The following is a 15,782-nucleotide window of genomic DNA, read 5'->3' as shown; positions in this document are numbered from 1 at the left end:
CGACAGACCCCCCAGTCATTCGCATGATGCGCGAAAGTCTCGCACAATCTGCGAATCACCGCACGTCGTAGAGGTCACAGCCTCACTAATCTAGGCCAGATTCGACACCGCGGCCCGGCGCGGCCACCAAACAATCCGTCCCTGGCCGAGCTAGCATCGGCATCGCTACAGGTAGCTGCCTCGGAAACTGCGTTCAGGAACGCAGCCATCGGGGTGGGGTTCGAGTTCGCACTTCCTGCGACTCGCAACAGACCACCTGACATAACGAATAGTAGCGGCAATTGCAGCTGATGAGGTGAGAACTGCTCGGTCACCTCCTGTTCCCCGGTCTAGGCGCCGCCCCTCAGCCAAAAGGCACGTCGTCGACCCTGGAGCGGCACCATGGAGGGCTCGTCATCTTCACGCACAGCCCTCGACGAGCCAAAGGCGAATCACCGCGCGGTGCCCATACAGCTGATATGCGCTGCAGCCGCACCAACTACAACACGATTTACCCGACGAGCACGACGGCCGTGCGATCGACAGGCAAGCGCTACCGCAGCCTGCGGAACGTGGTCGGCTTCCGTCGCTCCCGCACAATCACCTTCAGCAAGTCCCGGCATTGAGGTGGCCGCGTCGACGACTCAGGCAGCGGTGATGTGTACCGCCTGGCGGCGGTGCCGGCCACCCTGCGGGCGGTCCCGCCGAACCGAACTCCGCTTCGCCTTGCGCTCGGAAACATTGAAGGACACTTGTTTTCGAGTCGCTGATTCTGGCTCCCGGCGACTCTGCATCACCCACGTACCCCGCCGCAACGGATCGACCTGCGCTGCGCTCCGGCCCTGACGGGTCCGAAAAACTTCTCAAAGCGCCTGCGGCTGAGAACCTTTTGCCGTCTCGACCGCCTGCACCGTCGCCCGCGTGCACTGCCTGATCTCCTCACGCCAGAACACCGACGGCGAAAACAACGTGGCAGGGCAGGCAAGGTCCGGTCACCGGCAGGAAGGCACAACCGATCATGAGCGCATACACCCTCGGCGACGAACACATCGCAGTCCTCGTCCACGCTGGGCTATCCAACCCGGGCCGCCCGCTCAGCTGGCACGTCCCCACCCCGCCCGGCCAGCTGCCACTCGACCCGACAACGAGCAACGGCATCACCGCAAGCTGGGCACCGGGCGACCGGGCACGTCAGCTCACCACCGCCAGCGCCGACGCGGTCGGACAGATGTTGCTCGATCAGAACATCGCCAGCGTCAACGAGGTCTACAGCGACGACGACCTCGCGATCTACACCCACCACCGACCACGCAGCATCCACCGCCGCCCGGTGGAAATCCTCAAAGCCATCGCCTGCTACCGCTACCAAGCAGGCGACACCCGCGACTGGAACGACTGCGAAGCGTTCCACTTCTGCGCCGCACTCGAAGCAGCCACCATCTACAAGCTCCCCGGATGGGACGAGGCCGCATGGGCGATCGGCCGCGACACCCCTATCCTCAGCGAACACACCGCCGACACCGGCCAGTCCTGACCCCCATCCGGTCGGCAAACCCCGAGCAGGGGTCTGCCAACCGCCCCACCAGCGAAAGGAGCACACACCCACCGTGCCCGCACAAGCATGGATCACCTTGATCGTCGGCGTCCTCGCCGTCGCAGGCGTCATGGCCACCGTCAGCCAACGCACCCGCGCCGACAACCGCGCCCAGTCCTGGCAACGCATCACCTGGTGTCTCGAGCGCACCCTCAGCGACAACTCGGACGAGGCCGAGCTCGGCTGGAAAGTCTTCAGCACCGTGGCCACCACGCCGTTCATCGCCAAGACCGACCGGCGCACACTACGAGCAATCGCCGATCACGACGTCGCCGTCAACTCAGCCGATATAGCGCCAAACGGCGAGGGCAGCGATAATGGAACCGAACCAACCGACGAGGAGCAGTCATGACGAGCACCGAAGCGCGCCGGTCCTGGACACCGGAACAACGCCGGCGAGTCCGCGCGGCTGCCGCAGGGGCGTCGATCAAACTCCGCGAGTACGACAACGACCCCGTCCCGCAGTGGCTCCGCGACATCGCCGCAGGCAAGGACGTACCCGTACCCAACGAGCAGTAGCCACCGCCCACACACGGCCACCAAAACCCGCCCCAGACACCACCGGGGCGGGTTTTCTCGTTCCTTCCGACCTTCCGACTACCGCGCCGTCGACGAGGGGACATTCCGGCCTTCCGAACGAAACGCATCACCAATGTGCAGCAGCCGGCCCTACCGAGTACCGGACACCGGACGCCGGGCCGCTTGCCGGTGATGGCCACCCTGCGGGCGCCCCGCCGAATCGAACTCCGCTGCGCTCCGCCCTGTCGAAGAGCATTCTTCTTTCGAACATCGGGCTGGTCCGAGCGTGCATCACCCGTGCCCGTCTTACCCACCCCGCACTGCGCTGCGCTTCGGCCCTGCGGGCTCCGGAAACTTTTCACAACGGCCTGCGGCTGAAAACTTTCCGGCTACGGGGCAGGACACCGTGCCCGTGCGCTGCCTTCTCTCCCCACGCCCGATGAGGGCGAAAGAAATTCGGCAGTGACCAACGAGCGCCGGGGGACCGGCCGGGTACGGGAGGAACACCTCATGGGAGCACGCAAGACCAGCACAGCGGACAAGGCCGAAGCACGCCGCCAGCTCGCCGAGTCGCTACAGGCATCGATCACCGACAAGGTCGCCTCACTGACCGACACAGACGCGTGGAAGGCGTACCTCGACGCCGCACAGTCGTTCCACTCCTACAGCTTCAACAACCTCCTACTGATCCTGTCTCAGCGCCCCGACGCGACCCGCGTCGCAGGCTTCCGAGCCTGGCAGCAGCGCGGACGCCAGGTCCGCAAGGGCGAGAAAGCAATCCGCATCTACGGCTACAGCTCCCGCACGATCACCGACACCAACCCCGACACCGGCGACGAGAACAGCCGCAAGGTGCCGACGTTTCCGATCCTGTCGGTGTTCGACATCGCCCAAACCGACCCGATCGACGGACACCCGCAACCCGAAGAAATCTCGACGCTCCTCACCGGCGCCGATCCCGCCCGCATCTACGACCGCACCGCCGCCGTCATGACCGGGCGCGGCTGGACGGTTACAAAACCCCAGGTCGGCAGAAATTCTCCGCACTTGCTAGGGCAACGCGCCCACTGATCGCAGTTGCGAAGTAGATAGAAGCCCTCGAGCTCCCCCGCACCGCGCACCGGAACCCTGCAACACCGGTCGCGGCCCGGCGGCCGGCGGCCGGTCAGTGCGCCGCGTCGTATGCCTCTTCGATCTCGGCAGGAATCCGGCCGCGCGAGCTGAGTTCGTATCCCTCGTCGAACGCCCACTGCCGAATCGCTCTGGTCTGCGCCGGATCTCGCTTCGTCTTCGACGACGACGTCGTCGATGGTGCAGCCGTAGGGGCTGCAGTAGCAGTGCCAGCGGGGGAGGCCTTGCGTTTGCGGCCGCCGACCCGCGTGGCGTGCTCGATGTAGTAGTCGAGCTTGCGGTGAAACTCGGTGGCGTTCTTGTTCTTCAGGTCGATGACATAGTCGACACCCGCCACGGAGAATTCGATCGATTCACCCGAACCGTCCTCGATGACCGAGTTGTCGATATCGTCGACCAATTGAACAGATACTTGCTTTGCCACAGTGCGCGGCCGCCTTTCACAGATAAAGATACGATGGGGTCAGTGCAGCCAGCTTAACCAGCACAAACATGCCGTCAACTATCGTGTCGGATATAACCGTCATCGACGGCGAGATTCTCTTCGAACGAGGATTGACCTAACGCTGCGCTATCGATCGCTCACAATAGTCGACTATCGCGGGCAGCCGTACCAGTCCGCGTGCAGCCGGGCGGGTTAGGCCGCGGGGAACGAGGTGGTGAAAACCGTTCCGACACAGGATGATGTCGGCGCGGGCGTCGGCGTGACTGGTGGACTTCCGCTACCGAATCGAGTCGACTCAGCGACCGGCGGCGGTTCGGTAGAAACGGCAAGCTGCACCGCGAAAGGGAGAGGCGGCGGCCTCCCCCTCAGACGGCCGACCGCCCCTCCCTCATTGTTAGATGCCGCCGAGAAGCAATCGGTTCCCGCACCCGGAAAAAGTTTCAGAACATCGCCAATTGATCGGCGTTCACTGTGGCGCGCGGTCGGGTCCGCGGTGCGGTGCGCCGGACAACGGCGGCAGGGGCAGGGGCGGTGGCCTCGGCGAGGCCGATACCGGCACGGTTGGCCAACACCGCCCGCACGTACAGGCGGCGAGAGTGTTCCAGGTGTCCATCGATGCTGTCGCGGCCGCGCCACTGCGTCTTCCACGCTGGTGAGCCTGCCTGCGGCGCCGCGAGTGCGCGGTCGGTCAGCCGGTCGAGCAGCACGTCGATCTTCTCGGCCAACGTCTGGGCGAGGTCGTCGAGCACCGTCTCCGGTATCCCGGCAACCGCGGCTGGCTCGGTCTCGCTCATGCCCGCATGCTAAATCGCCGCACCGACACCGTCAGTGCAGGCGCGGACAACTGCAGGTCAGGGGTAGCGGTGCGCAGCGGCCTCAGCGCTCGGCAACCGGTCGGCGGCGCTGGCTCCGATTACTCCCTGGCGCACGGTCGGCGCGGTGTTCGGGATCGAGGTTGCACAGTGCGATCGCCACCGCGGTCGAGCGCACGATCTCCTGCTGCAACGGCGGGCCGATCAAGGTTCGGATTCGCATACCGCCGATTATGCGACCGGTCACCGACACATTCTCGAACCGAAAGCCCTGCACAGCGAGCACATTCGGTGAAGCTTGAACCAGCACGGAACCAGGCTCGTGTGTAGCGCGTCCAAATGAGTGTGGAGGACGATCCGGAATACCGGCAGGCGCTGATGGAGGAAGGCTGCGATCCCGACGATCCGCACCTGCGCTCAGCTATCGCCGACGTCGTCGCGCTCCTTCGCCAGATCGGCGCCGCCGAGCGCGCCGAAGCGTACCGAACCAACGGCCCCTACATCCACGACGGCCGCTCTCTCGACGGCGCGGCGGACGAGGCCACCGACCACTGACTCGATCGACACGTACGCGAGGATGCGGTGCGAGCGAGCGGACAATATTCGCCGTCGCACAGGCGGACTGATGACACGGCGCGGCACGCATCGTCGAATTATTCTGCACCGCAAGCCACTTCGCCTCGGCGCACGTTTCGGATCGTCCCCTGCGGGGCCGCGTCCCGTGGTCACCTGAAGGGTTCGTACAAGCCGCCTCAGCCTGACATGCCGGGGACCCCGACCCGTCAACCCACACTCGCTGCGCTCCCTCTTCGGGGTTGACAGGCCACCCTCGTCACGTCAGACCGCCGCGTCTCATCCAAACCTCGAAAGGAATCACGCAATGCTTCCCGATCGCCACGACGCAGTCATCTCCGCCGCCGCAGAACACGGCGCCACCACCGCCGGCCACGACCTCGACGCGCTCCACGCCGACATCGCCTACTACGCCGGCGCCGAACACAAGGCACCCGCCCGCCTCGACGACCGGATCTGGGACGGACTGCTCGCCAAACACACCATCGCCGCCGCCGACGCGGTCGCGCTCCGGATCGACTGACCAAGCGCGAGCTCGGTCCCGCCCACCACGGGCGGGGCCGACACACACGCGGCATGCATCGATGTACGAAAGGTGTTATTGCCGAAGCAGTCACGGGGTCACGAGCGAGAGGATCGTCCCCTGCGGGGCCGCGTCCTGTGGTCACCAAGGGAGGTCGTACGAGCCGCCTCAGCCTGACATGCCGGGGGCCCGGCCGTTCAACCCACGCTGCGCTCTTCGGGGTTGAGCGGCCACCCTCACCATGTCCGGGCAGCTGCGTCTCATCCGAACTCGAAAGGACCTCGCCATGTACCCCGACCGGCTCACCGCCATCGCCTCCGAAGCATTCAACCGCGGCGCCACCGCAGCCACCCACAACCTCGGCGCACTCCACGCCGCCATCCACCACGCCGACTTCCACACCGCACCAGCGCGGCTACCGGACGAGATCTGGCAACACCACCTCGACCGACACCGCACCGCCTGACCGATCCGGCCCCGCCCACACCGGGCGGGGCCCGAACGTCGATGTCGAGCGGCTCAACTCACACCCACCAAAGCCGGCCCGCGGAATACCTCCGCCCCATGCCCCGTTGACCAGTGCGACGGTGTTCGACCCACTGCCCCGGGTACCACCCCAGAACAGCCGCTACGAGCGGCCACATGCCGAGAGGCGCACTGGCGGACACCGTCCCCGACACACACCGAGAGCCGCAGACCCAGCAGAGGTCTGCGGCTCTCGATCGTCTACGGCCCGTCCCGTTCATTCGAACGAACGAACCCCCCCATCATTCGAATAAATGAACGCGCATCATTCACACGAATGACCGGATATGCAGGCAACCGAGCGGAACCGGCGATCGCTCGACGGCGGACACCGCCAGGCCTGCAGCCGCGTTCGGAAAACAGGCAAGAGCTGCATCGTTACGAATCGAACATATGTTCTAGTACGATGTGAAGAGTCTCCACCCCCGCCGGCGAAAGGTCGATTCGCATGGCCACCGCCCCGATGCCCGACCTGACCGGGCTCGACAAAACCGCACAACTCGACGCGCTCCGCCGCCGCATGGCCGCCATCCCCGCCCGCCTCGACCACGCACCCACCGACCTCACTCCGACGCGGCATGCCGTCGAGGCCTCCGAGAGCCCGCCGTCGCGTCAGTCCCTGCCGGGCCGCGCCTGGTCGTCGACGAACCGCCAGTCGCCGCGCGGAGCGCGAAAACGCTTCGCACCATTCCCGTGCCCCTGCCATTGGCCGAACTGCTCCCACACGGCTCTATAACCCGCGGAACAGCCCTGAATGTGACCGGTGCAGGATCCGTCCTCGTCGGCGTCGTCGCCGCCGCGTCCGCGGCCGGCCATCACGTCGCGATCATCGGCCAACCCAGATTCGGACTGCTCGCCGTCCACGAACACGGCGGTGACCTGCGCAAAGTCGCCGTCATTGCCGGTGGTGGTGACAGTCTCAAGTCGCCAATATTTGTCTCGACGGCGTCGACGTTGTCGTGACCACCCTCGGCGGCCGCGACATCCCACCCACCCGCAGCCGCGCACTCCTCGCCCGAACCAGATCGCACGCGGCCGTCTTGATCACGACAGACGGGCGGATGCCCGGCATCGACCTCACCATCGACTCCCGCACCGTCGAATACGGCGGCATCGAACAGGGGAGAGGCAGGCTGCGGTCGATCACCATCGACACCACCATCGGTGGCCGCGCCGTCCAGCCACGCACCGGCCGCTACACCCTCACCGCACCCACCTACGGCGATCGCACAGGCCTGCACTGGACACCCGCCGACGCCGGTGCAGCAGCTGATCGCCGCGCCGACCGACGAATCCTGGCGGCAGCGCAATGACATTGCACGACAACACATCCGAGAACGAACTGTTCCCGCGCTGGCCCGTCACCTTCGACCCGCCGACCCGGCGCGTCGTCGACCCGCCGCAGCAAGTCCTCGTATCCGTCGCGCTGGCCCTACCCGCACCAACGAACACCTCCTTCCGTGACGGCATACCTCTCCGCGTGCGCAGCGAAGGACTAGCAACGGATATGAAAACGCAAGGGACACTACGAGGTTGGGCGCGACTATCTTCTCTGCACTAGTCAACAGCCCGCGGCGCACGAGATGTCTTCAGCCGAGGTCGTCGGCGTATGCGCTACTGACGGCGTCCGTGCGGGTCGAAACACTCTTTTGCTGCTCGGTCGTGGTTGACCGTTTCGCCTGACTCGCACCGATGAAGTACCCCAGGTTTTGTTCCGTTCTTTGTAGGAGGATGGAGCTATGCCACGTCAGTACCCGCCGGAGTTCCGGAAGCGAGCAGTGCGCATGGTGGAGACGGTGTTGGAATCCGACGCCGAGCTCTCGGAGTTCGGCCTGCCCGATCAGCATCACCGAATGCTTTTTCATCACTGATCCGGGCGAAGTGGAATAATGGTGCAACTGCTCGGGTTCGCAGAAACTCGCGGGCGATAGCGTCGCATCTCGCGTGTGCGTGGAGCATCAACCCCCGAGGGACAACCGCATTCGCAGACTGGCGACCATCAAACGCCTTCTGCGGCCCCAGCACAGCCTCGCGTTGGATCCAGCAGACCACTTGCCGTCCACCGATCGACTCCGGTCCACTCCTTCTTGCATACCCCTGCGGGTACTTGCATACCCCCCTAGGTATATGTCACAGTAGGGATGTGCCCGCCAGAAAGGACCGCCATGTGCTACCCCGTCCCGTGCCCGGCATGCGGTAAGACCACCTGGGCTGGCTGCGGTCGGCATGTCGACAGCGTTATGAAGAACGTTGCGCGGTCGCAGCAGTGCTCCTGCTCTATGGAGTCACCCGCCCCAGCTACACGCGACAACTTCTTTCGTTCCCTGTTTCGTCGCTGACCTCACCCCAACAGCACTCCACTGCGTTTCGCAGGAATCTCTGGGCGTCTTCAACGCTTCTGAATACCCCCACCCGTATTAGGAGAAGTAATTGTGACCAAGCCCGCTACCGCGGCGGCCACCGGCCGCCACGACCGCCATCGGCCACCGGCACCCGGCGCACTAGGCCGCCTGGGAAGCACGATGGTCGCCCGCCGCAGGTGGGTGTTCGGCATCTGGCTGATCGCCCTCGTTGCCCTGGGATCGGCTGCGCCATCGGTGTTCTCATCCTTGGCCGGGGCCGGCTGGCAGGCCAACGGTTCCGAATCCGTCCAGGTCCGCGAGCTCGCCCAGCAGCATTTCGGTGGTAACTCCTCTGCGGCAGTGCAAGTGGTCGTTCACTCCGACACCGCCACGATCGAAGACGCAGCGGTGCAGCAGACACTCACCGACGTCGCGGCCGTATTCGACGGTGACACTCGCTTCGGCGAGATCATCGCCCCCCAGCCAGGCATGACCATCAGCCCCGACGGCCGCACCGGCATCCTCATCGCCGGCGCAAACGCAAGTACAGATGACATGGTCAAAGCCGTCGACGAGGTCAAAGGCGAACTGACCGAACTCTCCGGCGACGGCATCGAGGTCTACCCGACCGGGTCCTCCGCACTGTGGTCGGACTTCAACAAAGCCAACCACGATGCCATGATCCAAGCCGAATTGTTCTCCTGGCCGGTCACCTTGGCGATCATGGTGCTCGCGTTCGGATCGCTCGTCGCCGCAGGACTGCCGCTGCTACTCACCGTCGCCGGACTCGTCGCATCCGCCGGTGGTCTCGTGCTGCTCAACGGCGTCACCCCGATCTCGGTGTGGGCGATGAACTTCGCGATGATGTTCGCGCTCGCCCTCGGCATCGACTACGCCCTCTTCATCGTCGCCAGGTTCCGCGACGCACTACGCAACGCCGATCCCCGTGCCGCCGTCGCCGAAACCATGGACACCGCAGGCAAAGCCGTGGTCCTGTCCGGTCTGACAGTCCTGGTGAGCCTCTCGGCAGTGCTTCTCGTTCCCGCACCGGCCGTGCGGACCATGGCCGTCGGCATCATGCTCGCTGTCACGTTCGTGCTGATCGCCACCATGACCCTGCTCCCCGCAACCCTGGGGGCACTCGGTTCCAAGGTCAACGCCGCATCCCTGCCCTACGCCAAACGCCAGCAGCACCGCTCCCCGAAATTCGCAGCCTGGGGCGAACTACTCCACAAGCATCCCTGGCCGTTCGCACTGGTCTCCGTCGGCATCCTCATCGTCCTGGCACTGCCGGTCCTCGGACTGAAAGTCGCAATGCCCTCGATCGCCGTTGTCCCAGAAGATGCACCGGTTCGCCAAGGCTACGAGCTCGTCCAGGCCCAGTTCGGTGACGGCGCACCCGGCGCACTGCAGATCGTCGTCCCCTCTTCCGATGCCGCCGCGACGGCCACGGCAGCCAGCAGCGTCGACGGGATCTCGATGGTGACTCCGCCCCAGCCTGCCGCGGACGGCTCGAATTACTCACTGCTACAGGCGCTTCCTACCGTGGACCCCTCCGACGAGAGTATGGGCACCATCCTCGGTGACCTGCGCGCGCAGCTCCCGGAGTCGGCATTGGTCGGCGGGGCACCGGCGGAGAACCTCGATCTGCAGCAAGCACTGAACGACTACCTGCCGCTGGTCATCGGCATCATTCTGGCGCTCGGGTTCGTTCTGCTGCTCGTCGCTCTGCAGGCACCCCTGATCGCGATCCTCGGCACCGCAGTCAGTCTGCTCTCGACCGCAGCAGCGTTCGGGGTCGCGAAGCTGATCTTCCAGGACGGGCATGGTGCATCACTGCTCGGCTTCACCCCCCAAGGCTTCCTCGACGGCTGGGGACCGGTGTTCTTCTTCGCGATGATCTTCGCGATCGCCATGGACTACACCGTGTTCCTGCTCGCCACCGCGAAAGAACACTACGAGAAGACCGGGGACCCGAAAGCCGCTCAGGTCGACGGGCTCGCCCACTCCGGGCGGGTCATCTTCGCCGCCGCCGCGGTCATGGTCGCAGTGTTCTTCACCTTCGCACTCTCCGATCCGCTCCCACCGAAAGAAATGGGCATCATTCTCGGTGTCGCGGTACTGCTCGACGCATTCCTGATCAGACTGGTCCTGCTGCCGGTCCTGCTGCGTCTGAGCGGTCACGTCGCATGGTGGTCACCGGCTTGGCTACGCAAGGTGCTGCCGTCGATCAGCTTCTCGCACTGACACCCTCAGCCGCACCGAGACGGAGCAATCATGACCGACCCGAACACCACCCACTCGTTCGCGGGATGGCCGATCGAACGTATCGTCCCCGCCCTCGCTGCCGGCGTCACCGCCACCGGCCTGGCCCTCGGCGAACTCCACGCACCGCAGTGGCGACTGCTCAGCGCGTTCGCTGCCGCGAACCTCGCCCTTTACGCAGCGGTCGGCTGGTGCCCGGCCAGCGCGCTTCTCACCAGGGTTGGCGTGCCGAGTCTTCGCCGTCCCCTGACCGGGTAGGCACGCATCACCGCAGTTCGACGACCGAAAGGAACTTTCCTCATGAACATCGCACTCTCGATCACCCTGACCGATACCGACTTCGACACCGCAGTCGACGCCGTCAAAGCCGCCCTCGCAGATCAGGGTTTCGGTGTTCTCACCGAAATCGACATGCAGGCCACGTTGAAGGCCAAACTCGGTGAGGACATGGAGCAGTATCTGATCCTCGGTGCCTGCAATCCCACCCTCGCGCACCGCGCCGTCGGAGTCATGCGCCAGATCGGCTTGCTGTTGCCGTGCAATGTCGTCGTCCGCGCCGACACCGCCACATCCGGATCGGTCATCGTCGAAGCGATGAACCCCGACATCATGGTCCAAGCGACCGGCGAACCCGCCCTGTCCGATGTCGCAGCCGAGGCCACCACCAAGCTCCAGGCCGCCATCGACGCACTCGGTGGCCAGGACACAGCCCACAGCTGATGACCCTGGCACTGGCACTGGTCCTCGGCGTCGCCGTCGGCATCCTGCTCGGTCTCCTCGGAGGCGGCGGGTCGATCCTCGCGGTCCCGGTTCTCGTCTACGCCCTCGGAATGGACCTGTCGGAGGCGATACCGACATCGTTGCTGGTGATCGGTGTCGCCTCGGCGACCGGGGCCATCCCCAAGGTGCGGGCGAAGCTCGTCGAGTGGCGACTGGCTGCGATCTTCGCCGCCACCGGCATCGTCGGCACCGTGGTCGGCAGCACCCTGGGCAGGCATCTGCCCGAGGCCGCAGTGATGATCGGCTTCGCAATCGTCATGATCATCGCCGGCGCGCGGATGCTGCGCAGCACCGACGATGTCGGAACTGCCTGCAAGACAGGAAATTCCGGGATCGACTGGCGACGATGCGCACCACGGTCCATACCGACAGGGTTCGGGGTCGGTGTCCTCACCGGACTGTTCGGCGTCGGCGGAGGATTTCTGATCATCCCCGCTCTGGTGCTGTTGCTGGGAATCGAGATGAGTGTCGCTGTCGGAACGTCGCTGGTGGTCATCGTCGCCAACTCCGCCGCCGGACTGATCGCTCAGGCCGACGGGCTCGGCGGAAACTGGGCACTGACAGCCGCGTTCGCCGGTGCTGCGATCGCAGGCTCGCTGGTCGCCGGAAAACTGAGCACACGCATCGACACCGACAAGCTGCGCACGTGGTTCGCCTACCTGGTGTTCGCCGTCGCGGGCTACGTAGTTGTCGACACCCTCGTTCTGTCATGACCGAATGCACACACCGAACCGATGCCCCCGGGGGTAATCTGGAACGACTGCCACCATCACACACCCTCAGGAGACCGCAATGATCGGCGACGAAGACAGCATCGCATTGGTACTCAACCGTCTGCGCCGCGCACACGGCCAACTCGCCGGAGTGATCGGCATGATCGAGAACGGACGCGACTGCAAAGACGTCGTCACCCAACTCGCCGCCGTCTCCCGCGCCCTCGACAAAGCCGGATTCAAGATCGTGGCCACCGGCCTTCGTGAATGCATGACCGGCGACACCGCAGACAACAAAGAACCCATGACCGAAGCAGAACTGGAAAAACTCTTCCTCGCACTGGCCTGAACGACATTTCACGTCAGAAACGAGGCCGACCCGACTGCACCGTAGGAGTACCCCGTGAGCACCACCGATCCAGACATCGCCATCATCGAGACGTCGAGCCTCGGCGACCGCAGCTACCTGATCAGCCACGACGGCATCGCCGTCGTGATCGATCCCCAACGTGACATCGACCGCGTCCTGGCACTGGCCGCGGAGAAGAACGCCGCGATCACCCACGTACTCGAAACCCACATTCACAACGACTACGTCACCGGCGGACTCGAACTCGCACGCGCCACCGGAGCCGAATACGTTGTCCCCGAGGGCGACCCGGTCGAATACGAACGGCGAGCGGTCGGCGACGGTGATGTCGTCGACGCGGGATCGGCGACATTTCAGGTGATGCACACCCCGGGCCATACACATCATCACGTCAGTTACGTGCTGCAACTCGGAGACGAACCGATTGCGATTTTCACCGGTGGCTCGATGCTGTACGGATCCACCGGCCGCACCGACCTGCTCGGCTCCGAACACACCGACGAGCTCACCCACGCGCAGTTCCATTCGGTCCGTCGAATCGCCGCCGAACTCCCCGCTGATGTCGAGGTCTACCCCACCCACGGGTTCGGTAGCTTCTGCTCCGCCACACCCACCAGCGGCGACTCGTCGACCATCGGTGAACAGCAACAGTCCAATCCCGCGCTGACCCAGGACGAGCAGACGTACGTCGACGAGTTGATCGCAGGATTGTCGGCCTACCCCGCGTACTACGCCCACATGGGCGTCATCAACACCGAAGGTCCGGCCCCGATCGATCTGTCCACCCCGGAGCCTGTCGATCCCGACGAACTACGCAGGCGCATCGACGACGGACAGTGGGTCGTCGACCTGCGCGCACGAACCGCTTTCGCGGCCGGACATCTCGACGGTTCCCTCGGTTTCGAGCTGTCGACGACGTTCGTGACCTATCTCGGATGGCTTTACCAGTGGGGTGCGCCGCTGACATTGATCGGTGACACCTCCGACCAAATCGACGATGCCACCAGGGAGTTGGCGCGCATCGGAATCGACCGCCCCTCCGGTTCGGCTGTCGGTGAGATTCACTCACTCGCCGGCGACGGACACGTGCGGTCCTACGAGGTGTCCGACTTCGCCGGACTTGCTGCAACCGACTCCGACATCACTGTGCTCGACACACGTCAACAGTCCGAGTACGCGGACGGCCACATCCCCGGTGCAGTGAATATCCCCCTTCACGAACTGCCGCACCGACTTGCAGAGGTCCCCGACGGCGACGTGTGGGTGCACTGCGCCTCCGGCTACCGAGCGTCGATCGCGGCCTCACTGCTCGACCGCGAACACCGCACCGTGACGCTGATCGACGACGACTACGACCACGCCGTACAGCTCAAGCTGCACACTGCGCGCACCTGACGGACGCGCCGCGCAGGACGCCAACATGAGTACACGCCTACAACTGAGTCGCCTGACTGAAGTGCTTGACCTTAAAGCCCGGGTCCTACAAGGTCGGAAGCTCGCTCCCCGCTTCCCCACCTCCGGCGACGTTCGAGGTCGGACCAACCGTTAATCGGACGCTGCCGCCGCGCCGCCGGATCCGAGAAGGAGGTGAGGAAAATGGGGATGAACATGATGGACGTGCTGATGATGTGTATGGGCATGATGCCGTCGATGTAACCGTTCTGCCCATGGTGATGCGATGCTCGGTGGAACTGCACGGGTGTCACACCGGCATCAGGTGAGCAGTCTCTCCCCGTGAATGCTCTGCGGCGACTGGGCCTGGCACCGGGGTCGGTCGTCCCGGCATCCTCGCCGGCGCCCCAGCAGTCGGACACCACATCGACGCGAGCCGGTCCCCAGCGAGCGGCCGTCGAGGACTGACACACGGGGCTTCGTAGAGCTTTCGGTCCTCGCAGGATGAGTCGACACGCAGTTGTGCTCCGCACCACCGTTAGGTGCGGAGCACAACTGCGTGTGGTCAGTCTCGGCGAGACGGTGGTGACGTCATGTTCAGCCGAGGAGTTGCTGCATCTGCGAGATCTCCGCCTGCTGGGTCTCGACGATGTCGCGGGCCATGGCGATCGCGTCCGGATTGGATCCGTCGGCGATTTCGGTTTCCGCCATGTCGACTGCGCCGGTGTGGTGTTCGATCATCATCGTCAACCACTGACGATCGAAATCGGCGCCCGAGGCCGCCTCGAGAACAGCCATGTCCTGCGGGGTCATCATCCCATCCATCGACCCGTCACCGGAATGATCCATCGATCCCATGTCCGTCGATGGAGCAGGCTGTCCCCATTCCGACAGCCACGCCGAGAGCTGATCCATCTCCGGCTGTTGCGCCGCCGCGATCGCACCAGCGAGCGCAACCACATCAGGATTGGACGTCCGGCCTTGCACCAGATCGGCCATCTCGACGGCCTGCGCATGATGCGGATACATCATCTGCGCGAACATCACGTCGGCATCGTTGAACTGGGCCGACTCGGACTCGGCGGTCGTCGATTCCGTAGCCGATACCGAGGACGAGCCCATCGAGTGGCCCTCCATCGACGTCGACGACGAATCGTCGCTACAGCCGGCGATCAGGGCGGCGCTGATGGCGGCCGCGGCGACCGAGGCCGCGATCTTCGTGGAACGCATGTCGAACTCCTTGCAAGAGAATGTGATTCGGGAAGTGCGGAGGAACTGCGATCCGCCGAGACACCTGTGTCTCGGTCTCCCTGTCACACTCGCAAGATCACCGAACGATCGAGCTCCCACAGTGTCCACGGCGGTGCACGTTCGAGCGCCGAATCGGCGCGGCGTCCAATGCGGTCCATCGTGCTCTGAACGGCCTCGGCACCGACGTCGGTCACCGGAACGGTCAACGCCGGCCAGGACGCCACCGTTCCTATGCAGGGGTGCATCATCTGGTGGCCGGTAGGGCAGTCGTGCTCGCCGAAAGCCACCGGGACGGACTCGTCACCCATGATCGGCATCGTCGACGTCGTCGACGTCGTCGACATGGCCGCGTGTTCGGCGCCGCGCCCGATCGGGGCAGTCACAGAATGCATGAGCAACACCCCGAGCGCGGTCACAACGACCAGCACGACTACCGGAGGGGTGAAGCCCCGCCGCCAGTGCATGGTCGTTGATCGCATGCCCCGACGATAGCAACGGATACCCCCCAGGGGTAATAAGGATCGGCTCGCCATCGCTCGAAGCGTTCTTGACGCAAGTGTGTCGTCGC

21 protein-coding genes are annotated in these 15,782 nt (G+C 64.8%); 16 read left to right on the top strand and 5 right to left on the bottom strand.

The features are described from left to right. Positions 1-997: 997 nt before the first annotated feature. The 4 genes from A3K89_RS13755 to A3K89_RS13745 all read left to right on the top strand — a co-directional run bounded on the left by A3K89_RS13755 (position 998) and on the right by A3K89_RS13745 (position 3,163). A complete protein-coding gene (locus A3K89_RS13755) occupies positions 998-1,513 on the top strand; it encodes a hypothetical protein (protein WP_068426917.1) in 516 nt (171 codons plus the stop codon). Positions 1,514-1,586: 73 nt separating this feature from the next. Then, positions 1,587-1,925 (top strand): hypothetical protein, encoded by a 339-nt coding sequence (locus tag A3K89_RS26115; protein WP_068426915.1) that lies wholly within the window; start codon positions 1,587-1,589, stop codon positions 1,923-1,925. Further along, positions 1,922-2,092 carry a hypothetical protein gene (locus A3K89_RS25780; protein WP_157105342.1) on the top strand — a complete coding sequence of 57 codons (171 nt, stop codon included), beginning with the start codon at positions 1,922-1,924 and terminating at the stop codon, positions 2,090-2,092. Before A3K89_RS26115 ends, A3K89_RS25780 begins: the two co-directional genes overlap by 4 nt. 510 nt (positions 2,093-2,602) lie before the next feature. Then, on the top strand, positions 2,603-3,163 hold the full coding sequence (locus A3K89_RS13745; RefSeq protein ID WP_174551425.1) for an ArdC family protein: 561 nt from the start codon (positions 2,603-2,605) through the stop codon (positions 3,161-3,163). A 94-nt stretch (positions 3,164-3,257) separates the two neighbouring features. Here A3K89_RS13745 and A3K89_RS13740 read toward each other — a convergent pair whose 3' ends face one another. The 3 genes from A3K89_RS13740 to A3K89_RS13730 all read right to left on the bottom strand — a co-directional run bounded on the left by A3K89_RS13740 (position 3,258) and on the right by A3K89_RS13730 (position 4,703). After that, positions 3,258-3,647, bottom strand: coding sequence for a histone-like nucleoid-structuring protein Lsr2 (locus A3K89_RS13740; RefSeq protein ID WP_068426914.1), 390 nt, complete (start codon positions 3,645-3,647; stop codon positions 3,258-3,260). A 461-nt stretch (positions 3,648-4,108) separates the two neighbouring features. After that, on the bottom strand, positions 4,109-4,462 hold the full coding sequence (locus A3K89_RS13735; RefSeq protein ID WP_068426912.1) for a hypothetical protein: 354 nt from the start codon (positions 4,460-4,462) through the stop codon (positions 4,109-4,111). A gap of 82 nt (positions 4,463-4,544) precedes the next feature. After that, positions 4,545-4,703, bottom strand: a complete 159-nt coding sequence (locus tag A3K89_RS13730) for a hypothetical protein (protein ID WP_157105341.1) — start codon at positions 4,701-4,703, stop codon at positions 4,545-4,547. 116 nt (positions 4,704-4,819) lie between these two features. On the opposite strand from A3K89_RS13730, the gene A3K89_RS13725 reads away from it, so the two are divergent. From A3K89_RS13725 to A3K89_RS13675, 12 genes are all read left to right on the top strand, one after another. Beyond that, on the top strand, positions 4,820-5,035 hold the full coding sequence (locus A3K89_RS13725; protein ID WP_068426908.1) for a hypothetical protein: 216 nt from the start codon (positions 4,820-4,822) through the stop codon (positions 5,033-5,035). A gap of 325 nt (positions 5,036-5,360) precedes the next feature. Further along, positions 5,361-5,576 carry a hypothetical protein gene (locus A3K89_RS13720; RefSeq protein WP_068426905.1) on the top strand — a complete coding sequence of 72 codons (216 nt, stop codon included), beginning with the start codon at positions 5,361-5,363 and terminating at the stop codon, positions 5,574-5,576. A gap of 286 nt (positions 5,577-5,862) precedes the next feature. After that, on the top strand, positions 5,863-6,042 hold the full coding sequence (locus A3K89_RS13715; RefSeq protein WP_157105340.1) for a hypothetical protein: 180 nt from the start codon (positions 5,863-5,865) through the stop codon (positions 6,040-6,042). An 815-nt stretch (positions 6,043-6,857) separates the two neighbouring features. Continuing rightward, positions 6,858-7,064, top strand: a complete 207-nt coding sequence (locus A3K89_RS26355; protein ID WP_254303527.1) for a hypothetical protein — start codon at positions 6,858-6,860, stop codon at positions 7,062-7,064. Then, on the top strand, positions 7,061-7,414 hold the full coding sequence (locus tag A3K89_RS26350; RefSeq protein ID WP_254303526.1) for a hypothetical protein: 354 nt from the start codon (positions 7,061-7,063) through the stop codon (positions 7,412-7,414). Before A3K89_RS26355 ends, A3K89_RS26350 begins: the two co-directional genes overlap by 4 nt. Positions 7,415-7,840: 426 nt before the next feature. Beyond that, positions 7,841-7,972 carry a hypothetical protein gene (locus tag A3K89_RS26590; protein ID WP_261769092.1) on the top strand — a complete coding sequence of 44 codons (132 nt, stop codon included), beginning with the start codon at positions 7,841-7,843 and terminating at the stop codon, positions 7,970-7,972. A gap of 651 nt (positions 7,973-8,623) precedes the next feature. Continuing rightward, a complete protein-coding gene (locus A3K89_RS13700; RefSeq protein ID WP_254303528.1) occupies positions 8,624-10,690 on the top strand; it encodes an MMPL family transporter in 2,067 nt (688 codons plus the stop codon). A 30-nt stretch (positions 10,691-10,720) separates the two neighbouring features. Next, on the top strand, positions 10,721-10,966 hold the full coding sequence (locus A3K89_RS13695; protein ID WP_068426891.1) for a YgaP-like transmembrane domain: 246 nt from the start codon (positions 10,721-10,723) through the stop codon (positions 10,964-10,966). A gap of 42 nt (positions 10,967-11,008) precedes the next feature. Further along, complete coding sequence (locus A3K89_RS13690) at positions 11,009-11,428, top strand: DUF302 domain-containing protein (RefSeq protein WP_068426888.1); 420 nt, start codon at positions 11,009-11,011, stop codon at positions 11,426-11,428. Next, entirely contained in the window at positions 11,428-12,201 is a 774-nt protein-coding gene (locus tag A3K89_RS13685) for a sulfite exporter TauE/SafE family protein (protein ID WP_068426886.1), read from the top strand. Before A3K89_RS13690 ends, A3K89_RS13685 begins: the two co-directional genes overlap by 1 nt. Positions 12,202-12,280: 79 nt before the next feature. Continuing rightward, entirely contained in the window at positions 12,281-12,550 is a 270-nt protein-coding gene (locus tag A3K89_RS13680; RefSeq protein WP_027494148.1) for a metal-sensitive transcriptional regulator, read from the top strand. Positions 12,551-12,604: 54 nt separating this feature from the next. After that, the gene (locus A3K89_RS13675; protein ID WP_068426884.1) at positions 12,605-13,966 is read left to right on the top strand and encodes an MBL fold metallo-hydrolase; all 1,362 of its coding nucleotides are present in this window, start codon (positions 12,605-12,607) and stop codon (positions 13,964-13,966) included. Positions 13,967-14,560: 594 nt separating this feature from the next. Here the strand turns inward: A3K89_RS13675 and A3K89_RS13665 are convergent. Beyond that, positions 14,561-15,193, bottom strand: a complete 633-nt coding sequence (locus A3K89_RS13665; protein WP_068426879.1) for a DUF305 domain-containing protein — start codon at positions 15,191-15,193, stop codon at positions 14,561-14,563. Positions 15,194-15,276: 83 nt separating this feature from the next. Continuing rightward, on the bottom strand, positions 15,277-15,693 hold the full coding sequence (locus A3K89_RS13660) for a DUF6153 family protein (RefSeq protein ID WP_068426875.1): 417 nt from the start codon (positions 15,691-15,693) through the stop codon (positions 15,277-15,279). Positions 15,694-15,782: the final 89 nt, after the last annotated feature.

The sequence above is a fragment of the Rhodococcoides kyotonense genome, from assembly GCF_001645385.1.
GTDB lineage: Bacteria > Actinomycetota > Actinomycetes > Mycobacteriales > Mycobacteriaceae > Rhodococcoides > Rhodococcoides kyotonensis_B.
This window is presented reverse-complemented; position numbering and strand designations above follow the sequence as displayed.